At 67.4% G+C, this 19988-nt stretch carries 21 protein-coding genes, 1 pseudogene and 2 riboswitches; of the genes and pseudogenes, 6 read left to right on the forward strand and 16 right to left on the reverse strand.

Annotation, left to right across the window (positions count from 1 at the left end; translation table 11 throughout):
- Positions 1-21: 21 nt before the first annotated feature.
- From APR04_RS23120 to APR04_RS23145, 6 genes are all read right to left on the reverse strand, one after another.
- Positions 22-684, reverse strand: a complete 663-nt coding sequence (locus APR04_RS23120) for a sortase domain-containing protein (protein ID WP_253874849.1) — start codon at positions 682-684, stop codon at positions 22-24.
- Positions 681-1880 carry a family 8 glycosyl hydrolase gene (locus tag APR04_RS23125; RefSeq protein ID WP_253874851.1) on the reverse strand — a complete coding sequence of 400 codons (1200 nt, stop codon included), beginning with the start codon at positions 1878-1880 and terminating at the stop codon, positions 681-683. Before APR04_RS23125 ends, APR04_RS23120 begins: the two co-directional genes overlap by 4 nt.
- Positions 1880-2695 carry a DUF4397 domain-containing protein gene (locus APR04_RS23130; RefSeq protein ID WP_253874853.1) on the reverse strand — a complete coding sequence of 272 codons (816 nt, stop codon included), beginning with the start codon at positions 2693-2695 and terminating at the stop codon, positions 1880-1882. The genes APR04_RS23125 and APR04_RS23130 overlap by 1 nt, the downstream gene beginning before the upstream one ends.
- Before the next feature lie 100 nt (positions 2696-2795).
- A complete protein-coding gene (locus APR04_RS23135; RefSeq protein ID WP_253874855.1) occupies positions 2796-4772 on the reverse strand; it encodes an ArnT family glycosyltransferase in 1977 nt (658 codons plus the stop codon).
- On the reverse strand, positions 4769-6229 hold the full coding sequence (locus APR04_RS23140) for a glycosyltransferase (RefSeq protein WP_253874857.1): 1461 nt from the start codon (positions 6227-6229) through the stop codon (positions 4769-4771). Before APR04_RS23140 ends, APR04_RS23135 begins: the two co-directional genes overlap by 4 nt.
- Positions 6226-6702 carry a GtrA family protein gene (locus APR04_RS23145; RefSeq protein ID WP_253874859.1) on the reverse strand — a complete coding sequence of 159 codons (477 nt, stop codon included), beginning with the start codon at positions 6700-6702 and terminating at the stop codon, positions 6226-6228. Before APR04_RS23145 ends, APR04_RS23140 begins: the two co-directional genes overlap by 4 nt.
- A gap of 80 nt (positions 6703-6782) precedes the next feature.
- Here APR04_RS23145 and APR04_RS23150 point away from each other — a divergent pair, with 80 nt between their 5' ends.
- Positions 6783-6926 carry a hypothetical protein gene (locus tag APR04_RS23150; RefSeq protein WP_253874861.1) on the forward strand — a complete coding sequence of 48 codons (144 nt, stop codon included), beginning with the start codon at positions 6783-6785 and terminating at the stop codon, positions 6924-6926.
- 342 nt (positions 6927-7268) lie between these two features.
- Here APR04_RS23150 and APR04_RS23155 read toward each other — a convergent pair whose 3' ends face one another.
- Entirely contained in the window at positions 7269-8048 is a 780-nt protein-coding gene (locus tag APR04_RS23155; RefSeq protein ID WP_253874863.1) for a CHRD domain-containing protein, read from the reverse strand.
- An 875-nt stretch (positions 8049-8923) separates the two neighbouring features.
- On the reverse strand, positions 8924-9343 hold the full coding sequence (locus tag APR04_RS23160; protein WP_253874865.1) for a transposase family protein: 420 nt from the start codon (positions 9341-9343) through the stop codon (positions 8924-8926).
- Between the two features lie 224 nt (positions 9344-9567).
- On the opposite strand from APR04_RS23160, the gene APR04_RS23165 reads away from it, so the two are divergent.
- The 3 genes from APR04_RS23165 (at position 9568) to APR04_RS23175 (ending at position 12125) form a co-directional block, all read left to right on the forward strand.
- A complete protein-coding gene (locus APR04_RS23165; protein ID WP_253874867.1) occupies positions 9568-9711 on the forward strand; it encodes a hypothetical protein in 144 nt (47 codons plus the stop codon).
- A 388-nt stretch (positions 9712-10099) separates the two neighbouring features.
- Positions 10100-11176, forward strand: coding sequence for an IS110 family RNA-guided transposase (locus tag APR04_RS23170; RefSeq protein ID WP_372496159.1), 1077 nt, complete (start codon positions 10100-10102; stop codon positions 11174-11176).
- 424 nt (positions 11177-11600) lie between these two features.
- Positions 11601-12125, forward strand: a complete 525-nt coding sequence (locus APR04_RS23175) for a sigma-70 family RNA polymerase sigma factor (protein ID WP_253874878.1) — start codon at positions 11601-11603, stop codon at positions 12123-12125.
- Between the two features lie 22 nt (positions 12126-12147).
- Here APR04_RS23175 and APR04_RS31365 read toward each other — a convergent pair.
- The 4 genes and pseudogenes from APR04_RS31365 to APR04_RS23190 form a co-directional block, all read right to left on the reverse strand.
- Positions 12148-12522: pseudogene (locus tag APR04_RS31365) on the reverse strand (tautomerase family protein); the annotation flags it as partial.
- Positions 12523-12676: 154 nt separating this feature from the next.
- Positions 12677-13150 (reverse strand): ester cyclase, encoded by a 474-nt coding sequence (locus APR04_RS23180; protein ID WP_253874880.1) that lies wholly within the window; start codon positions 13148-13150, stop codon positions 12677-12679.
- Positions 13147-13305, reverse strand: a complete 159-nt coding sequence (locus APR04_RS23185) for a hypothetical protein (protein WP_253874888.1) — start codon at positions 13303-13305, stop codon at positions 13147-13149. The genes APR04_RS23180 and APR04_RS23185 overlap by 4 nt, the downstream gene beginning before the upstream one ends.
- A gap of 65 nt (positions 13306-13370) precedes the next feature.
- Complete coding sequence (locus tag APR04_RS23190) at positions 13371-14207, reverse strand: alpha/beta fold hydrolase (protein WP_253874890.1); 837 nt, start codon at positions 14205-14207, stop codon at positions 13371-13373.
- On the opposite strand from APR04_RS23190, the gene APR04_RS31370 reads away from it, so the two are divergent.
- Entirely contained in the window at positions 14194-14736 is a 543-nt protein-coding gene (locus APR04_RS31370) for a Type 1 glutamine amidotransferase-like domain-containing protein (RefSeq protein ID WP_372496157.1), read from the forward strand. The genes APR04_RS23190 and APR04_RS31370 overlap by 14 nt on opposite strands.
- 295 nt (positions 14737-15031) lie before the next feature.
- On the forward strand, positions 15032-15487 hold the full coding sequence (locus APR04_RS23200) for a phosphoribosylaminoimidazolesuccinocarboxamide synthase (RefSeq protein WP_253874894.1): 456 nt from the start codon (positions 15032-15034) through the stop codon (positions 15485-15487).
- On the opposite strand, the gene APR04_RS23205 is transcribed toward APR04_RS23200, so the two are convergent.
- The 4 genes from APR04_RS23205 to APR04_RS23220 form a co-directional block, all read right to left on the reverse strand.
- A complete protein-coding gene (locus tag APR04_RS23205) occupies positions 15437-15934 on the reverse strand; it encodes a hypothetical protein (protein ID WP_253874896.1) in 498 nt (165 codons plus the stop codon). The two genes, APR04_RS23200 and APR04_RS23205, sit on opposite strands and share 51 nt — an antisense overlap.
- On the reverse strand, positions 15883-16362 hold the full coding sequence (locus APR04_RS23210; protein ID WP_253874898.1) for a hypothetical protein: 480 nt from the start codon (positions 16360-16362) through the stop codon (positions 15883-15885). The genes APR04_RS23205 and APR04_RS23210 overlap by 52 nt, the downstream gene beginning before the upstream one ends.
- The gene (locus APR04_RS23215; RefSeq protein WP_253874904.1) at positions 16343-17542 is read right to left on the reverse strand and encodes a hypothetical protein; all 1200 of its coding nucleotides are present in this window, start codon (positions 17540-17542) and stop codon (positions 16343-16345) included. Before APR04_RS23215 ends, APR04_RS23210 begins: the two co-directional genes overlap by 20 nt.
- A 241-nt stretch (positions 17543-17783) precedes the next feature.
- Entirely contained in the window at positions 17784-19160 is a 1377-nt protein-coding gene (locus APR04_RS23220) for an L-serine ammonia-lyase (protein WP_253868422.1), read from the reverse strand.
- Between the two features lie 472 nt (positions 19161-19632).
- Positions 19633-19721: riboswitch (glycine riboswitch) on the reverse strand.
- Between the two features lie 3 nt (positions 19722-19724).
- Positions 19725-19824: riboswitch (glycine riboswitch) on the reverse strand.
- Positions 19825-19988: the final 164 nt, after the last annotated feature.

Raw genomic sequence — 19988 nt, forward strand, 5'->3', positions numbered from 1 at the left:
CTGATCCTTTCCTCGGGTCGTTCAGTCTCGAAGGGTCGCGAAGACGACGAGGTTGTCGACGTAGTGGCCACTGGACGCATCGAACCTTCCGGTACAGGTGACAAGGCGCAGGTCCGGTGTCGGGACGTTGCTGTACACCTCGGCGGTCGGGAATGCTGTTTTCGGCGATCGCGTAGCACCTGTGACCTCGAACGTGAGCCGGGTGCCGTCGGTCATGGTGATGACCACGTCCTCGCCGGGATCGAGGTCTTCGAGTCGCACGAAGATCCCGGGTGCCGTCCGCGAGTCCACGTGTCCCGCGATGATGGCGGGGCCGACCTCACCCGGAACTACTCCGTCCTCGTACCAACCAGCGAGGTCGTAGTCGACCGGCGCGTCGAGCCGCCCGCCTTCTCCGATGCCCAGGCTCTCGAAGCCGGAGTCCACGCCGATGGACGGGATGTGAATCCGCTCCGGCGCCTCGGGGTCGGAGCCCGACGTGTCCTGCTCGGACGGGTCCTGCAGGCCTCCCGCGGCGAACGAGTCCTCCAACGCGGTCGAGGAGTTTCCCGACGTGCCCGGCTCGGGCTCCTCTCCACTGGTCGTCGCGCAACCGCCCAGCAGTAGTGCGAGCACGAGTGCTGCGACCGTGGCGGGTCGGCGCAGCAAGCGGTGCGGCCGGTGCGAGGCGGTGCGGCCGGTCACGACGCCGCACCAGTGAGCGCAGGGCAGCCGCCCAGATCGTCGGTCGTGAGCATCGCGGTCGACAGCATCACCCACGCGTGCCCGTAGTAGGTCGGGTAGTCCGTGGCCAGCGAAGCGGCGCGGTCGAGATCCGCGCGGCTCGCGTCCACGTCGCCCGCGGCGGCGGCCGCGGCGGCGCGAGCCGTGAAGCTCAACGGCGACCGGTCCTCGCTGAGCGGGCCACCGCCCAGGTCGAGCCGCGCAGCGATGTCGACCTCACGGTCGAGCACGGCGAACGTCTTGCCGGCGAGCTTCACGTCCGACGGGACGCACGACTCGGCGTAGCGCAGCACGGTCCGCGGGGCGTCGAAGCCGTACTGCACCGGGTCGCCCTGGCCGAGCGGCCCTGGCATGGGGTTGATCTGCCCGTCGGAATGAACCTGGGCCCAGTCCGGGGGCAGCGCGGTAGCGTCGAGGACCTTGCTCGTGACCGCGGCGCTGCCGTCCTGGAGCTCGGCCCAGCGCTCGTCGTCCGTCGCCTCTTCCAGAACGGCGAAGGCCGCGGGTGACGCATAGCTCGGGTTGTACGCATAGGGCTCACGCTCAGCGGCCCACAGGCCGGGAAGAAGGATGCGTCCGAGCGACGTCTCGACCGTCAGCCGATCCGCGACGACGGTCGCGAGGTCGACCCCATGCTCGCGCAGGTCCGGGCGGTCGAACCGGTCCCCCGCCAGCACGAGCGCCCGTGCGGCATCGAGATCGGCATCCGAGGCCGGCTCGTCGTCGACGACCTGGCCCTTGTCCCATCGCCACGCCATCAGGCCGTCGTCGCGAACCAGCTCCGCCGTCGTCCAGTCCCAGATCTCGTCGAACGACTCCTCGTCGCGAGCGATCACGGCAGCGAGGAGGCCGTAGGCCTGCCCCTCGCTCACCGTGTCGCCGCCCTCGTCGCGGCGAACGACGCGACCGTCGTCCACCCACTCGTCGAGGAACGAGACGGCTTGCGCCGAAGGGTCCAGACCAACCAGATCGATCTCGCCGGACGGCAGCACGCTGCCGTCCTGGGTGGACGGCGACGCGTGGTGCTCCGCGTGGTGTCCCGCGTGGTGTCCCGCGGGGTGCCCGCCGGACGTCAGCGAACCGACGGCGAGAACCGCCACCCCGCTGACCACCACCACGGACGCAGCTGCGACGCCGAACAGCGCCGCCCGGCGCATCAGGTGACCGCCGTCCAGCCGTCACCGAGCGTCCACGTGGGCGCGAGGAAACCGCCGCCGGTGTCCACACCACCCTGCGGCACCTCACCCACGGAGGAGCTGTCGAGCACCGGGCGGATCGTGAGCCCGCCGTCGGCGGTGTCGAGGACGAACAGCGTGGTGACGCTGCCGGCCTTGACGGAGATGTCCGCGGTATCGCGCGCACCCTGCCCGGTAAGCCGGAGCGACCAGTCCCCGGCCTCGATCTCGGCGTACTGGGTCGCGGAGCCCGCCTTCGCGTCTTCGACGATCGACTGACCGGTGGTCGTCGTGACGTCAACCTGCGGGGTGGTCGTCGAGGCCTGGATGAGGCGGATGCGTGCCATGTCGGCGCCCGGCTCGGTCAGGTCGTCGGCGAACGCCCGGACCTGCAGGTCGTCGCTGGCCCCGAACGCCGCGACGGTCGTCGCCTCCTTCGGTGCGATGCGCACCGTCTCCGAGATGACTGGCACGGCCGAGCTGGACGCGCCGGCCGGGACCATGCTCACCGTGTAGCTCCCGGCGGGCAGCGACTCGTAGGACGAGACGTCACCGTAGCCGACTCCCTTCAGCTCGAACCGGCTCGCTCCGCCGCTGAGCGCGGAGACGCTCACGTCGACCGACTTCGTGTCGGGTGAGAGGTGCCCGAGCCGCAACCAACCGGTGCCGTCCTCGGAGGCTGCGGGGGCGGGTGCCGCCGGGGCGGTCGCGGCCGTGGCCGGGCCGGACGCCAGCGAGGCCACCACGGCCACTGCCGCAGCGGTGGATCCGAGGCGGGACAGACGTGAACGGTTCATCATGTGCTCCTTCCGGTGAGACTGCATGGTGTGCTCCTTTCGGTGGGAATCATGCGCAAAGGTGGGTGCTCTGGTTGGTGGGACGCCCCGTGGGTGAGGGTCATGGCAGGGTTCCCTGGAGCGAGACCGGATACCGGAGTACGACGTTGTCACCGTCGACACGGACGTCGGCCGGTGCGTAGCTCCCGTCGAGCGACGTGACAAGGTCGCGGATGTCGGCGCTCGGTTCGCCGTCCACGACGGAGGGCTCTCCATCGAGCTGCGAGATCGCTACCTGGCGGACGGGCCGGCTGTCCTCTCCTTCGATGACCGGGAATCCTGAGACGACCACGCCCCCTGATCCGGCGAGGGCGCCGAGCAGGGCGACGATGGGCGTGTCGATCTGTCCCGCGACCAGACGATCGCGATCGTCGGCAGTGAGTTGCACGTCCGGATTGACTGCGAGCTGGGTGCCGAGCGTCTTGCGCTCATCGGCCGCCACACCCTGGGCCTCGCTGGCGGCGTCGGCTCCGGCGACGGCGACCCGCCGGATCTCGACGGCCTGCGTGCCCTCGCCGAACGAGGCAACCACTACTGAGTTCTCGGTCGCCTCACGCACCTGCGGGAACGCGCCGGGGAAGGTCCGCATCGAGTCCGTGGTGATGACGTAGTCGGAGTCACGCCAGCCGTTGGGCGACTGCGCCTGCACCTCCGGGTCGGTGTCGAGCTTGTAGTACCAGACGACGTTCTCGCGGTCCCATCCAGCCTGCACCAGGTCTACCCACATGGCGTCGTCGACGATCAGCCGCTGGTCACGGGAGACGTTCTGGGTGAGCCATTCCTGGGCCGAGCGCATGGGCCGGTCGAGGTCCGCGAGGAGGAAGCCCCGAAGCTGCGTGGTCCACAGGGGCGCGGCCGTGAGCGCACCGACGGCTGCGATCGCCACGGTTGCCATGGCGAGCCTCCGTCGGGGCGCTTCCTTGCGGCGCCGCCGCACGACGGCGTCGTTCACCACGCCGGCGATCAGCAGCGCGCCGAACGGAAGCAGTGCGACCACGTAGGGCACCGGCACATAGCCCCCGGGCCGGAGCATGAACACCGTCAGCCCCAGCAGGAGCGCACCATAAGGCCGGAGCCGGCGCAGGAACAGCGCCACGACGGCGGCAGCGATCGCAAGGATGATGAAGACTTGGTCGAGCTGCCACCACATACCCAGCGTGCGGTTGATGAGCGACCCGGGGTCGGTGAGCGAACCGCTGCTCGCGCGGGACCCGAGCTGGAAGACGATCCCGTCCGTCAGGCTCACGTGCCCTGGACCGCTCAGCAGCTCGCCTTTGACGGCGGCCAGCAGCAGATAGCTGCCCCCGATCAGCACGAGGATGCTGGCTGAGACCGAGAGGGTGTAGCGCCTGGTCTCCCGGTGGGATGCGCGCACCATGACCCAGACCAGCACCGGCAGAGCCAGCAGGAACGTCTCCTTGGTGAGCACCGCGACACCGAACGCCGCCGCCGAGCCGGCGAACGCCGCCAGCTGCCCGTTCCGATTCATGGCGAGCACGAAGGCCAGGAGCAGCCAGGGCACTGCGATGTTGTCGAGGTAGACCGTGCGGTGAAACTGCAGCGCGAGCGGAGACAGCATGAAGATCAGACCGGCGGCGGAAGCAGCGGGCCGCGACAAGCCGACCCGGCGGGCCAGCACCCAGAGCAGCACGACAGCGATGACCGATGCGACGAGCACGGCTTCGCGGCCGGCCAGCACAGCGATGTCCCACCGTGCGAACGCTCCGGTCAGCTCGGTGTAGCCGGCGATCTGGAGCCAGCCGAGCGGCGGGTGGTCATACCAGTAGGTGTAGTGCGCGAGCTCGCCGAAGTTCGTCACGGCCCACGCCTGCGCCGTGTACGTGCCCTCGTCGTCGATCCGCTGCGGGGCGCCGCCGACGTTGACGAAGCTCACGATCGCGCCCAGGACCACGACTGGCGAGAGCCAGAGCAGAGAGCGCCGCCGCGCCAGAGCCCAGGCCGCCGCCCGGGACCTCGAGCGCTTCAACCCGGCTCCGATCGACGCGACGGGAGCGCGGATCTTGGTGACGGCAGTCATGCCGCAACCCTCTGGATGACCATCTTCTCGGTCACGGGGTGCGCGTCCGGCGCCGACTCCCGGTGGGCTCCGGTGTGCTCGGTCTTCTCCCAGTTCCTCGCGCCGCGCACCTCGCGGAACACGGAGCGGATCGCGGCGACCGCGAGGAAGACCTGGAACGGGATGGTGCCGAGAACCAGTCGGGCGTAGTCGCGGGCCCGCACCTTCTGGCCGTACAGCCGGCCGAACTCGCCAAGAGCGGCGACCTCGACCGCCAGGGTCACCAGCGTCGGCGCGAGCGGGATGAAGGTCAGGAGCGCGACGACCGTCGGTACCTTCGCGAAGAGGATCAAGCACACCGAGAGCGGGATGAGGAGCCCGGTGGCCGCCTGCAAGAAGGGCATCGCGAGCATGTACCGCGCGAACATGCGCTGCGACCGATGCGGGAGCGCCCGCCACTCGCCCTTCCTCAGCACCTGGAGAAAGCCCTGGTTCCAGCGAGTTCGTTGCTTGTAGAGCGACTTCAGCGACCCGGGGGTCTCCTCGCGGGTCACGTACTCCGGGCTGTAGGCGACGACCACCTTGGCGCCTTGGCTGGAGAGTCGTACGCCCAGCTCGCAGTCCTCCGCAAGGCACTCGGGATCCCACCCGTCGTTGCGCTCGAGGGCCTCACGCCGCACGAACACGGTGTTCCCACCGAGCGGGATGAACTTGGCACCAGCGTGGAAGTGCAGCCGGGAACGGAACCAGAAGTAGTACTCCAGCACGTTGCGCAGCGACCACCAGCTGGTGCGGAAGTTCATCAGCTGCACGCCACCCTGGACGACCACCGCGCCGGTCTCCGTGAACCGCGAGTCGATGTGCCGGAGCAGGTCCGGATGCACCTCGTCCTCCGCGTCGAAGACGCCGACCACATCGCCCGTCGCGAACGGCAGCGCACGGTTCAGGGCCTTGGGCTTGTTCTTCGGGACGCTGTCGTCCACGACGACCTCGATGCGATCGGGATGGCGTGCCGCGGCATCACGCGCGACAGCCTCGGTCCCAGGGTCGTCGTGACCGACGATCGCAATGATCTGCACCCGGGGGTGGGTCTGCGCCGCGAGCGTGTCGAGCGTCTGGCCCATCACCTCCTCCTCGTGCCGTCCAGGAACGAGCAGCGTGAAGGTATTGACCGGTTCGTGCGGCTTCTTGGAGAAGCCCGTGCTCTCCAAGGTCCCCTTCGAACGCCAGGCGTAGAGCATCCACCACAGGGTCGTCGCGGCGACCGCGGTCAGTGCCAGGGCGAGCATGACCAGTGCGCAGTACCCGGCGAGCGCGGCCCAGTCCAGCCCCGCGGCATCCTGAGCGGCATCGACCAGGCCGGGATCGACGACGTCACGGTTGGGCAGGTCGGACGGAGCGCGAGCCGTGTCGGGCTCGGGGGTCAGGAGCGGGCCGGGTGTCACATCGGTCAAGGGGGCGATGAACGGCGTCCTCACGAAACGGTCTCCCGCGTCGGGGCAAAGACAAAGAAGCGATAGGCGAGGTACCGGAAGGCCGTGCCTAGCGCGAGGCCGACGACGTTTCCCGCGACGTTGTCGGCCAAAGCGGATGTGAAGCCGAGCAGGTAGTGCGAGACGAAGAGGCACCCGGCCGCGATCAACAACCCGCCACCGTTCGCCAGGACGAAGAAGAGCAGCTCTGCCGCGACTTTCGAACGACGTGTTGCCCGGAACGTCAGCTGCCGATGGCCCAACCAGGCGACCCCGGTGGCGATCGTCACCGAGACGACCTTGGCCCAGATCACCTGGTCCATCAGGACGGTCGCGCGGAGCGCGTTAAATACCCCGACATCGACAAGGAACGCGACGATCCCGACACCGCCGAAGGTGGCGAGGTGCGGAACGGCCGACCGCACCGCGGGCAAGAAGCGCGCGAGGGCCGCGAGCGGGGTGGTAGCGGCAAGGCTCATGTTGGTTGGTTCGGAGACCCTGCGGAAGCGGATTGGTTTGGATCGAATCGTCCCGAAGTTCGCCTGCCAACCTGACTGCCGTGGCCGGCACCTCACTCGGCGCGCACACCGGTGAGGGGCTCGGTCAGCGGGCCAGCACCCTCAACAGCGGCAGCGGCAGGTGGCGGCCGCGAGCCGAGGCACAAGCAGACCGACTCCGACGCAAGCTCGACGAGCTGGACTGAGCGGCACCCTGGAGCGGCGACCCAAGAACCCTGTCGAACGGGCCCAGGGTCACGCGTACCGCATGCCGCTACCACGACGACCACCCGAGCCGGTCAAGGCAGCCATGGCTATGCCTCGCGCTGCATCGGGAAGGCCAGACGGAGTTCGCGCCTGAGCTCGTGGTTCCGCGGGCACCGAAACAGCCCGGTCGGGTCACCGATGTGCACGGTGTTTACCGGGCTCCGCTGGGTCGGCTGCCCACGCCACGATGCCGCCACCGACTACGAGCAGCGCAGGGCACACCACTACCACCGGTGTGCTGCGGCGACGGCGTGCGCTGCGCTGCTCGGATGTCATGTGCGTCAGTTGGTGGTGCGGCGACGGGCGGCGACCAGGCCGATCCCACCGAGGCCCATGGCCAGGGCGCCGAGGACGACGGCGCCCGGGTACTCGATGCCCGCAGTGTCGGTCCCACCGGCCTCGGTGCCACCGTGCGGCATGCTCATCTGAGCGGCGTTGAGCTCACCGCAGGCGGCCGGGTCGGTCGCCTCGGACGGCAGCTCCGGGTCGAGGTCCGACTTCGTGTCGCCGTCGTACGTGCCGGAGCCGTCGTGGTCGACACCGTGGACGACGACCACACCGTCGCCGTCGGCGATCTGCTGGGCTACCTCTTCGGAGACCTCGATGGTCCGCGAGTAGGAGTAGCTGCCCTCGGCCGGGAAGTTGTCGACGTCGAGCCCGTGCTCGGCGCCGGTCATGCCCGGCTCCTTCGTCAGCGAGACCGCGATGGCGCCGTACTCGTCGGCCCCGTCACTGGTCTGCAGGGCGCCCTCGAAACCGCTGCCCTCCTGGTCGTTCGCCGGGCAGACGTTCTGCCCGCCGATGTGGATGTGCTGGGCGTGCGGTGCACCGTCGAGCAGCCCCTCGGTCTCGAGGCTGATCTCGACCTGGTTGCCATCGACCATGGCCCATGCGGTGCCCGAGGCACCCGAGTCGTTGAGCTGCATGAGCTCGGCGGTGAGCTCGTTGCTGTCGTGGGCGTCGGCATTGGCGGGGATGCCGGCGCTGGCGGGTGCGGCTGCCAGGGGCAGGCCGACGAGGGCCGCAGAGGCGGCGAGGGTAGCGATTCGTGACGTGCGCATGTAACAAGTCCTCCTATATGCCGGCGACGAGATGTCGCCTGAGTGGACAATGCCAACTCAAAATAGAATGAAGCCCCTGCGCCCGCATTCCGAATGCAATTCACCATTCAACGACTCGGCGCTCACCCCGCTGACCAATTCCCCACACATGTCGCAATCGAGTTAATTCGGTGCCGTGTGCTGGCGCAGCCTCGTAGTCGATCGGGCGAAGACCAGCGGACCAACGGCGTTGGCGATGCGTTGGCGTGAGCGTCGCCCTGTGCCCTCCAACAGTGTGGACAAGAGAAAAGAAGAGGAGGATTAATCGTTTCGCATCTACCGCACGAGAGAGGCTTCGCCCGAAAAGCGTTGCGACGAGAACGCGCCGATAGCGGAGCGCAGGCCGTCTTCCAACTACTCCTCAATCGTCCAATACTGAACCGAGAATTCTCCTTGATCACCCCGATCTCGTTGATCGTCGCCCGGACCTGATCAAGATCGGAACCGCGGTCGCTACCGGAGCGATCGCGGTGGTCGAAGACGACGAGAACATGCACGTACTCGCTCTGCAGTCCTGACTTCCGAGATGCGGTGTACGTCCTCCGCGTGACGTTCGCTTTGTACGACGAGGTCGTCCTGCACCCACGGGGCCCGTCACGCGCTGGCGGCCTTCAACAGCGGCGGCACGACTCGCGATCCGACGTCCTTGGCGACCTGCGTGATCGGTGTCGATCGCACTGGAGACCGACGCCGGAGTGGGCATCGTGCAGGACACTCTGATGCGCGTGCTGGGAGGGTGCGCGTGCTGGGAGCAGTCCATCCGGTGGACCGGCCGCAGCTCCCCCGATTCGCTGCTTGCTCTGCAACCGACCTCCCGATTGGCCTGGGAGCGTTATTCACGTGGCCTGACGGTAGAACTTGAGGTTGGTGACCGCGTGGATCACGCTTGGTAGTTCGGCCAGGCGCCCGCGGTAGCCGGTCGAGAGGATCTTCCACTGCTTGAGGTGCGCGATCGTTCGCTCGACCGGTGCCCGCATGCTGGCGATCTTGCGGTTCCATTCCCTGTCCTGCTCGGTGCGCGGCACGTCCTTCTTCTTCGGTCGCGGTGTGAGCTTGGTGTGCTTGACGTAGGCGGTGTCGGCGAACACGGCCAGCAGCTCGTTGCCGGCGCGGACGGTGGTGATCTGGTCGGCCCAGCCGACCTCTTCCTGGGCGCGCGAGTCGTGCCGTGAGCCACGCACCGGCACGGAGGCGGCGACCAGGTCGCCGCCCAGGCGGGCTGCGACCTGGATGTTCAGGGCCTGCTTGCGGTGCAAGCCGAGCGAAGTTCGTCGTGCCCGTCCCGGCACGGTTCCCGGTCGGGATCGGTGTGCCGTCGATCAGCACGACCCCGCGTTCCAGTGCCTGGCTCAGGTGCTTGCGGTCCAGCGCGGTGACCTGCCCGAGCAGAGCGATCAGATACCGCCAGATCCGCGAGACCGTGGGCTGGGAGGTTTCGTACAGGTCGGCGGTCATCTGCTGGCGCAGGTTGTGCCGCGCCATGATCAGCACCATCACCACCGCCCGCCCGAACGGCATCGTGAAGTTCTCCCGCTCGGCTGGCGGCCTCCCGTCGTGCACCTGCCACGCGCGGGCGATCAGCTCGGGCGTCTGGGCAGGGTTCAGCCCGACAGTAGAGTGGTAGCGCAACGGCCCCTCGTTCTCGGTTCGATCAGGTCTCGACAACCACGATCAAACCGGACACAGGGTGGGCCGCCCCGAACCCGTGAATAACGCTGTCAGTCTTTCGAGTGGCTGGTCTGGGACTGGCTGGTCAGGCTGACCTCGTTCTGCCCTGCGCGCGTGACTCGAATAACGCATGGCCACCGAGCTCGTCCCGGTGTGCTCCTGTTAGAGACTCGTCCGCGTGCCGGGGCAGCCGACGTCAGCCTGGCCCACCTCGATGACCTGATCAGAAGCATGTCCGACCTTCGCGGGTCGTGGCCCATGACAGTGATGTCCCGCGGTGACTCCTACCCAGGCCGACGCCGGCAACGACGTCCGTCCAGGCAAGGGAGAACATCGCAGTGCCCATACTCGCAGAAGTCCCGACCGTCGCTCAGACCTACCTCTTCGTCGTCGGGGTCGACACCCACGCCCGCCAGCACATGTACTCGATCATCGAGACAACGACCGGAGCGCATGTCGACGCGCAGACGTTCCCGACCACGCAGACCGGCCTGGCCCGGGCCACGTCATGGATCGCACGGCGGACGGTCGACACACCGCAAGCGGTGCTAGTCAGCATGGAGGGCACCGGCTCCTACGGACGCCTGGCCGCAGCCCACCTCGCCAACGTCGGGTATCGGGTCGTCGAGGCGTTGACACCGGTGCGGGGCAAGGGTCGGGCCAAGACCGACGCCCTGGACGCGGACCGCGCTGCCCGTGACGTGCTCGGGCTACCCGCCGACGAGCTGCGTGACCACCGGGCCGGGCAGGTCGCCGGTGCTCTGCAGGTCCTGACCACCGCCCGCGACCGTCTCTCTCGCGACCGGACAGTCCAGGTCAACGCACTGACCGGGCTGCTGCGCACTCACGACCTCGGCATCGACGCCCCCGGCCCGCTCACCACCGTTCAGATCAAGACGGTCAAGGCCTGGCGGGCCCGCGAGGAGGCCTTGGACCAGCAGATCGCCCGCACCGAGGCTGTGCGCCTGGCGGCCCGCATCTGCGAGCTCGACACCCAGCTCAAAGAGAACAACACCACCCTGCGGACCCTGGTCACCGAGCACGCCCCTGACCTGCTCGAGGAACCAGGGATCGGCCCCTACACGGCCGCCGTCATCCTGGCCGCCTGGTCCCACCCCGGCAGGGTCCGCTCCGAAGCCGCGTTCGCCCGCCTGGCCGGCACCGCACCGATCCCAGCCTCCTCTGGCAACCGCAGCGACCATCACCGTCTCGACCGCGGCGGCGACCGACGACTGAACAAGGCACTGCACATCGCGACTCTCGTCCGCATGCGCACCCACGACGAAACCCGCAACTACCTGCAGAAACGCACTACCGAGGGCAAGACCACCCGCGAGATCCGACGCCAGCTCAAGCGCTACCTCACCCGCAAGATCTTCAAGCTACTGACCAGGACAAACGCCCTCGCCGTCCCAGCTTGACGAACATAGAAGCGTCTCTGACTCAGAGATCTGCCTGAACCCGGGAGGCGGGTGAACACCAACCCTGCCTATGATTGCTCGATTATCGATGGAAAGGGAGCAACCATGTCCATCGATCACGCCCTCATAACCGTGCAGAGCGGACCCCGGGGGTTGGTGCGACGGTCGGCCATGGTTTTGACATCGGCGGACCTGACGCCCTTACCTATCCTGCGATGATGCAGCGCAATATCGACCACACGGGCGAGGCACACGGGACCGAGCAGCGACCATGAACGGCACAAGGCGATCCTTGTCCGCATGGGAACCCCTAGCCAGGGTCAACGGTGCCGAGGCTGCCTCGCCTCAGACCGTTCCAGGTGTCAAGCGGCGGCCCGGGCGCCCACAAGCCGTGCCGGCCCCGGGCTCCGTCGAATCAGCCCTGATGGCCTGCGTCGGCGCGGCGCCCGCGATCTTCCGCCCGGTCTATGACGCGCTGGCCCCCTTGGCTTATGGCACCTCGCTCGGAGTGCTGCGCGATCCGGACCACGCCGCCGAGGTAACCCAGGACGTGATGCTGGAGGTGTGGCGGACCGCTGCACGGTTCGACCCGGCACGCGCCTCCGCAAGCACCTGGGTAGCGACGATCGCTCGTCGGCGCGCCGTGGACCGCGTCCGGGCAGAGCGGTCCCGACAAGACCGCGACCAACGCGATCTCGACGCCACTTTCGCGGGCACTGACGACAGTGTCGCCGAAGAGGTCGAACGCCGACTCGACGGCGCTGCCGTGCGCCGCTGTCTCACGTCACTGACCTCGACCCAGCGCGAGGCCGTCGTGGCGGCCTACTACGGCGGCCTCACCTATCGGGAGGTCGCCGAGCATCTCGGCGCGCCGCTCCCCACCGTCAAGACCCGCATCCGAGACGGTCTCAATCGGCTGCGCACCTGCCTAGGGGTGTCCCGTGGCTGACAACGCCTCCGACGCGCTTGGTTCAACTCACGACCAGCAAGCTCCCAAGCCGACCACGACGGGCGTCACTCAGCACAGCCGCCACTGAAGTCTGGTGGACGCCCGCAACTAACCGTCGCAGCAAATCTCTTATGGCCGCCTCGCGCTGCGAGTCCGGGATCCCCGCCCGGCAGGGAGCCGGCGTGTTCACCGGACGCCTGAACCCGGTGGAACCTGACAGACCTCCCGCTGCATCAGTACGTCCCGTGACCGGCAAGCCCGCTTCTTGAGCTCGCAGGCGACGAGACTCGTTGGCCACGACCGAGCTCCTCAGCTCTTGTGAGCGCACATCCGCTTCGGCCTCGAACTGATCGGCCAGGGCGCGGTAGAGCGCCTTCTTCTGCTCGTCATCGCGCCCTTGCTGGGTGACCGAGTGAGCACCACGCCGTCGGTGCGCTCAAAGCCGAGTTCGGGTCCTCGACGATGATGCGTCCCCGCTTGTGCTCGTGGATCTCCTGGTAGCGGTCACGTTCGGCTGCGGCGAAGACGTCGAGCATCACCCGCTGGACAGGTCAGACCAGACCGAGCTGGGTCATGATGCCGAGCTCGTCACTGCTGCCCCACCGTTCGACGAGCTTGCCGTCGATGAACTTGCTGATCTGGACGCCGCGCACCTGGAACGCCTTGCCGGTGGCGTCGTTGCCCTGGAAAGGGCCGCTGTGGGTCCCGGTCAGCGTGTAGGCGAACGCAACCTGGTCATCGTCGGCGACCAGGGTCTCGACCTGGACGTGCAGATCAGGGAAAGCGGTCCGCATCTCGGAGAAGAACGTCTTGAAGCCGTCGGGACCGGCACCCTGGCCTGGCGCGGGGTCATGGTCGACGGCATCAGGCGCGACAAGCTGGTCGAACGCGCTCAGATTGCCGGTGTTGACTGCCTCACCGAAGGCTTCCTGCGAGGCTATGTTGGTCTTCTTGTCGAACATGCGAGTGTCTCCTTGATCTGTTGCTGCCATGTGGTCGGGCTGAGTGGCGGCGTAGACGATCACCGCGGCGATGTCCTCGGCCTCCAGCGAGTCCATCGATAGTTCACTTGCGACGTCTTCTTTGCGTCCGCGTCGGTGATGTGGTCGTTGAGCTCGGTCTGCACGGCACCGGGCTCGATCATCGCGACCTTCGCACCGAGCACGATCGTGTCGATCATGCGACGCCAGTCGTCGTGGCCCCGCCGACGCCCGAGGACGCGCCCGGACATGATGGCCTGACGTGCTACCGGTCGAGGAAGCCGATCAGAACACGGTTCCACTCCTGGCTGTGGCTCACGTTGACGCCGTGCGGACCACCGGCGACGACATGCAGCTCGCTTCCCACGATCGCATCGCGCGTACGCCGCCCGGAACCTTCGAACGGCACCACGGCGTCGGAGTCACCGTGCAGCACCAGGGTCGGCACCGTGACCTCTCCCAGATCCTCCCGGAAGTCGGTGTGCCCGAAAGCCGCCATGCAGGCCAACGCCGCCTTCTTGTCTGCCTGCGCGCACAGCACCAGGGCGTCCTGCCTCTCCTGCTCGGGGACGGCCAGCGCACCGTCGACCGAGAAGAAGTCGGTGGTGAACTGCTCGTAGAAACCGTCGGCGTCCGCGGTGAGCTGCGCGGTCATCTTCATCGCCTCGGACTCCAGCAGGGGGCCCTCCGGGTTGCCCGGCAGGCGCACCAGGAACGGCGGCACCGCCGAGGCGAACACCGCACTGCGAACCCGCTCGGAGCCGTACTGCGAGAAGTATCGGGCGACCTCGCCACCACCCATCGAGAAGCCGACGAGGGTCGCGTCCTCCAGGTCCAGCTGGGTCAGCAGGGTGTGCAGATCCTCGGTCAGCGTGTCGTAGGTGTAGCCGGTCAAGGGCTTGTCGCTGCGGCCGAACCCGCGCCGGTCGTACGTCACGACCCGGTAGCCTGCCTCGACCAGTGCGGCGACCTGGTGCCGGAACGCCTCCCCCGACAACGGCCATCCGTGAATCAGCACCACCGGTCGGCCTGGTCCGCCCGTGTCATCGACATGCAGCGCGGTGTCCCTGAACAGTCCGTGGTGCGCAGTGATCTCAGTCATCTGCATTCCTCACTGTGGAATTCGACACTGTGGAATTCGACCGTTCAAGGTTCTTGGCGATCGAAGCGACTCGCAACATGCCGACGAGCACCCTCGGCAGCCCCCTCAGGCGACATCGCGGAAGCCGTGGCAACGCCTCGGCCTGGTCACCCGGCTCGCGGCCCGCGGCCGCGACGGGCTGCCCTACATCGGCGCGCGTGCCGGCACGGCGATCGCCGGACCGAGCATCCGCACCACGAACGACATGCCGACCACGCAGCCGGCGCCGTTCGAGGCACTGGGCCTGGTGCCGTTCCGGCTCAACGCACATTTGTCGACGCGGACCCCGCCAGCACGCACAACGGTGAGACCTGCGAGCAGCGCCTGGCCGAGTTTCTTGAGGTCACCGACGTGCCGGTGCTCGGTCTGCGCGAAGGGACGTGGCTGTCCGTCGAGGACGGCGCCGCGCACAGCGGCGGGACCGCCGTGGGCGGGACAGCGCCGGGTCCGGCCATCGTGTTTACCCGCGGGGTCGCTCACTACGATGTGAGCGGCGAGGTCAGCGACCTACTGAGAGCCGCGGCGAGGTTCGACGCGCCCACGGAGCGGCCCTCGCACCCGGAACCCCACGGTCGCGTGGCCGGGCGACTCACGCGGGCTGCCGGCTTCGTGAGCGTCTGGGGCCTGATCATCCGCAGCTTTCCCATGGCCGTCCGGGTTCTCCTGGTCAGCCAGCTGGGTGTGAACACGGGTTTCTACCTGCTGATCCCGTTCCTGACCGCGCACCTGGGTGGTGGGCTGGGGCGGGAGCCGATCACGGATCCCTTCACAGGCAAGATCGAGGAGTGGTCGACCGGCTCCCGCAGCCCGTCTCCGCGCCGTCGACCAAGGCGGACGAGGGGCACGAGTACATCTCCATCGAGGAGGTCGCCAAGGACCTGGGCGAGGAGACCACGGACCGCCTGCGGGACCTGGCGCTCACCATCTGCGACCGCGGCGCCGAGATCGCCCGCGAGCGCGGCTTCATCGTCGCCGACACGAAGTTCGAGCTCGGGATCGACACCGACGGTGTCCTACGCTGGCCGACTGGGCCCGCACCTATCCCGGCCCGGAGATCCCCGACGACGTGGTCGAGGAGAGACGCGCCCGGTACGTCGAGATCTACGAGACGCTCACCGGCGAGTCCTGGGCCTGAGGACCGCAGAGCCGGTGCCGCCGAGCCGGCTCGCTCACGACTCGGCCACCCGCCCTCACTCCCCTATGGGCTTGAACTTGACCACCTTGTTGTCGCCGGGCCGTGAGTAGTTGCCGTCGAAGGACCAGTTGAGATAGCCGCCGTCGCCATCGCGGGTGACCGTGCCGGAGTCGAGACCGACCACGTGGAACTCACCCACCGTCACCAGGTGCACCTTGCCCTTCAGGTCCGGGCCGAACTCGAGGCCGATGTCCCGGTGCCGGACGATGATGTTCTTGTCCGGGAACGCCTTGAGGTGCTCCTCGACCAGAGACTGGCTCTTGTCGCCTCGGTCACTGGGCACATCACCGTCGAAGTTGGTCCCCGGGTAGGTGCCCTCGTCCTTGTCGTACATCGGATGGCGCCAGTCGCCGCCAAGCCCTTCCTTTATCTTGCCGTTCGTGTAGTAGTCGTCGTCCGGCTCGATCTTCTCGTGCTTGCACCGGGGCGCCGGCTTGATCTTCACCTTGTTGCCGTCGGCGTCGGTGACCTCGAACGAGGACTCCTGCAGCACGCGCTCCTCGTCGGTGGTGATCCACTCCCCCTTGAACAGACGATCCCCTGCCAGCTCACACCCGCCTCGACCGACTCCTCGACCTTCGAGTCGTCGTAGGTGAGCTCGCGGACGTTCCCATGCTCCTCCAGGGCCTCGCGCAGCTCCCCGCCGTCCTCCTGGTCGTCGCGGTCGATCTCGATGTCGTCCTTCTTCAGCTTTCCCTCCTCGTCGCGCGGGAACAGCTCGTCGACCATCGGGGTGAACTTTTTGGCCAGCTCCGGGTACTGGTTGAAGTCCAGGATGAACTCCTGGAACGAGGAGCTGCCCTCCTTCTTGTTCTTGCTCCAGCCGCCACCGGCCTCGAACCCGTAGGGCAGGTCCGTCTCCACGTCGATCCCCGCCTCGTAGAGAGTGGCGAGGGCCTGGTCATCGATCGTGATGTACATCTGGACCAGCTCTCCGTCCGGGGCCGAAGTACACCGTGGTCTTCGTCGACCCCTTCCACTCCGCGCCAGAACCCCTCTTGCCCAGGTGATCGTTGTAGTCACGTTGAGCCCTGTCACACCCGATCATCATCCGACCGCAGGTCTGGCTGTCGGCAGCCGACTGCTTCCGGTCGTTCTCCTTCTTCCAGTTGATCCATTCCTGGGCATCCTTCATACCCGTGAACTCGTACGCCGTGTCACTCGTGACACCGTCGATCGCAGCCACGCCGAACGAGATCGGTGAGCCGAAGATGTTGTCCCCGGACACACCGCCACCGAAGCCGCTGCCCTTGAGCATCTGAACGCGGATCCGGCCGTCGCCGAGCTTCTCGATCATCACGGCCTCGGACTTGCTGAACCGGAAGAAGAGGAACGACATCGTGCGGTCCTCGATGTGGGTGTTGACCTGGACGTAGCAGTCCGGCTCCATGTTGTCGTACGCCGTCGTGACGCACTCGTCGAGCCAGCCCGACGCCGCGGCACGATCCCGACCGGGCGCGGCGTTCTTGTACGCCGTCCACTCGTCGTCGCACACGTCCTGGGGAACCGGGAGCCACTTGCAGCCGAGACGGATCCTCGGCGGGTCGAGGCTGACATCCTCGCTGGACGGCATGGTCTTGTTGCACTCGTCGTCATCCGGGTCGTCGCTCTCGTCACCCCAGCCCTCGGTGACGCAGTCGGCGATCTCGTCGTTCCCCTCCCGGTCGAGGCTTGCTTCCGCCCCACCGGAGATGACCTTCTTCCAGACGTCGCTGAACGCCGTGCCGGAGAGCTCGAGCAGGCACTCGGCAGGGACCGGGTACCAGACGCAGCCGACCTGGATCACCACCATGTCGTTGTCCTCAGCCCTCTCGGGCAGCGGGTCCATATCCGCCCCGGACACCCGGTCCAACGTGATCTCGTCCTCGCACACAGTGTCGTCCGGATCGTCCTCGCCGGGCGGGTAGTCGCCGTCGCCCTCACCGTCAGTGCCGCGGCCGCCGCGACCGTTCTCGGAGTCGGAGACGCACTCCTCCTGGCCCTCGTCATTGCCGACCGACGAGATCGCGCAGATCAGCTTCTCGCTCACGGTGACCCCGACCGGCGTCACCGCGGCGAACACCACCGCGACGACGAGGATCATGACCCCGACGACGGCCACGTACTCCGTGAGGGCCTGGCCGCGCTCGTCGGCGAATCGGCGTCGCCGATCCTGTCTCAGGGGGACGGCCCGAGCGGCAGGAGAGTCGTCGTGGCGGGCTATCGTGCCAAGCCTAGAAAACCGGCTCCTAGACCGGCCAGAGCCTCTGGATCTAGCCCTATAGATTACCTATAGGTCCGTGGACTCACTCCCCGGGCGCAGGGCCGGTCGGACCACCAAGGGTGGTAGCCGATCATCGCGCTCAACATTCGATCACGTTCACCGCCAGCCCTCCACGAGAGGTCTCCTTGTACTTCAGCTTCATGTCGGCACCGGTGTCGCGCATGGTCTTGATCACCTGGTCGAGGGAGACCCGGTGGTTGCCGTCACCGTGCAGGGCGATGCGCGCCGCGTTGATCGCCTTGGTACTCGCGATGGCGTTGCGCTCGATACAGGGGATCTGAACGAGTCCACCGATCGGGTCGCACGTGAGCCCCAGATTGTGCTCCATGCCGATCTCGGCAGCGTTCTCGACCTGCTCGGGTGTCCCGCCCATGACTGCGCACAGTCCGGCAGCGGCCATCGAGCAGGCCGAGCCAATCTCGCCCTGGCACCCGACTTCTGCACCTGAGATCGACGCGTTCTCCTTGATGAGGATGCCGATGCCTGCTGCGGTGAGGAGGAACGTCACCACTCCGTCGTCGCTGGCGTCCGGGATGAACCGGTCGTAATAGTGCAGTACTGCCGGGAGGACGCCCGCCGCGCCGTTGGTCGGAGCGGTCACGACGCGTCCGCCGGCGGCGTTCTCCTCATTCACCGCCAGCGCGAAGAGAGTGACCCAGTCCATGGCGCCGATGGGGTCGCTTCGGCCCGGCTCGGCCGACAGCTTCGTATGAAGCAGCGGGGCGCGGCGCGGCACCTGCAACCCTCCGGGGAGCAGCTGCTCCTGGCTGGTGCACCCGTTATGGACGCACTCTTTCATCGCCGCCCAGATTCGCAGCAGCTCGCTACGCAGTTGCTCCTCAGACCGCCACACCAGCTCGTTGGCCAGCATGACCTCGGCGATGCTCAACTGTTCCTGGGAGCAGTGACGCAGCAGTTCAGCGCCCGAGGCGAACGGATACGGGAGACGGGTGGCGCCAGGGGTGATGCGTCGTTGCGCCATCGCGTCCTGGGCCACCACAAACCCACCACCAACCGAGAAGTACGTCGACTCATGGACCGCGTCGCCCTGCCGGTCGAAGGCGCGGAAGGTCATCCCGTTGGGGTGCTCCGGCAGGCTCCGGCGTCTGTGCAGGATCAGGTCATCGCTGCGTGAGAAGCCGATCTGATGCTCTCCACCGAGCAGCAGCAGTCCGTCCGCGCAGATCTGCCTGGCCCGGGCACCGACGGTGGCAGTGTCGACGGCCTCGGGTGTGTCTCCCAACAGGCCCAAGATCACAGCCTCGTCCGAGCCGTGCCCGCGACCTGTGGCGCCCAGGGAGCCGAACAGCTCGGCCTGCACGCGCACAACCCTGCCTAGTTCGTCCTGGTCCCGTAGCGCGTCGACGAACGCGCCGGCCGCGCGCATCGGCCCGACCGTGTGGGAAGACGATGGCCCGATCCCGATGGAGAACAGGTCGAGCGCGCTCAGCGCCATGAGCGCTCCTCATGACGGCGTGCCCGCGGGCGGATGTGCATGGGTGAGTTTCTCCTCGTGTAGTCCGATGACGAGAAACTGACGCCCGTCACGACACGTTCCATCTGCTCACGGAAGTCTGCGGACGCCGCTATACCGAACGCGGCGGCTTTGCCGACAGTCGCGTGCTCGGGTGGTCCACTCTGCTGCACGATGCGGCTGTCGACCCTGCTCATGTGTCGGCACCGTTGCGCAGCTGGCTGCCGACCGCGGGCAGATCGACATGGACGATGTCGCCCAGGGCTTCGGTCGCGACGTGCGACACCCCGATCCCGATGGGCAGTCGGGATGGTCGTCTGCGTTGACGAACTGTCGAGGGCACCCTAGGCCCATCTGGGCTGCTGATGCGATCGTCAGAACTGGAGGGGTGGGAGCAGATCATGGGAACTCCAAGGCCAGGCCGGCGGACGCCAGCACGATGAGTTCCTCCCCGCTCTGTCTGTGACCTGAGAGTTTTGTGCCGACACATGGCCGGCTTGCCCCGTCGGTGAGCCAGGCACGAAGCTCGGCTGCTCTCCAGAGTTCCTTGTCGTGGCGGTACGGGGGCCTGAGAGATTCCTGGGGAGGTGTTGCTCCTACGGCGCCACCTGAGGGTCGCTCAGGTGAACTCTCCCGCCACGCTACAGGGATGTTCAATTTTGGACGTTTCAGCGAGCACGGTATCAGATCAGTTCAATAGGGGTTCCAACTGAGGTTTTCTCGCCTCATTCTGTGGCCGGGCGTTGAAGGCGGAGCAGTACGAGGGTGGCCGCGGCCATCCCGGTGATGCGCCAAGGATCCAGCGTGATG

Source organism: Promicromonospora umidemergens (assembly GCF_024171995.1).
GTDB classification, from domain to species: domain Bacteria; phylum Actinomycetota; class Actinomycetes; order Actinomycetales; family Cellulomonadaceae; genus Promicromonospora; species Promicromonospora umidemergens.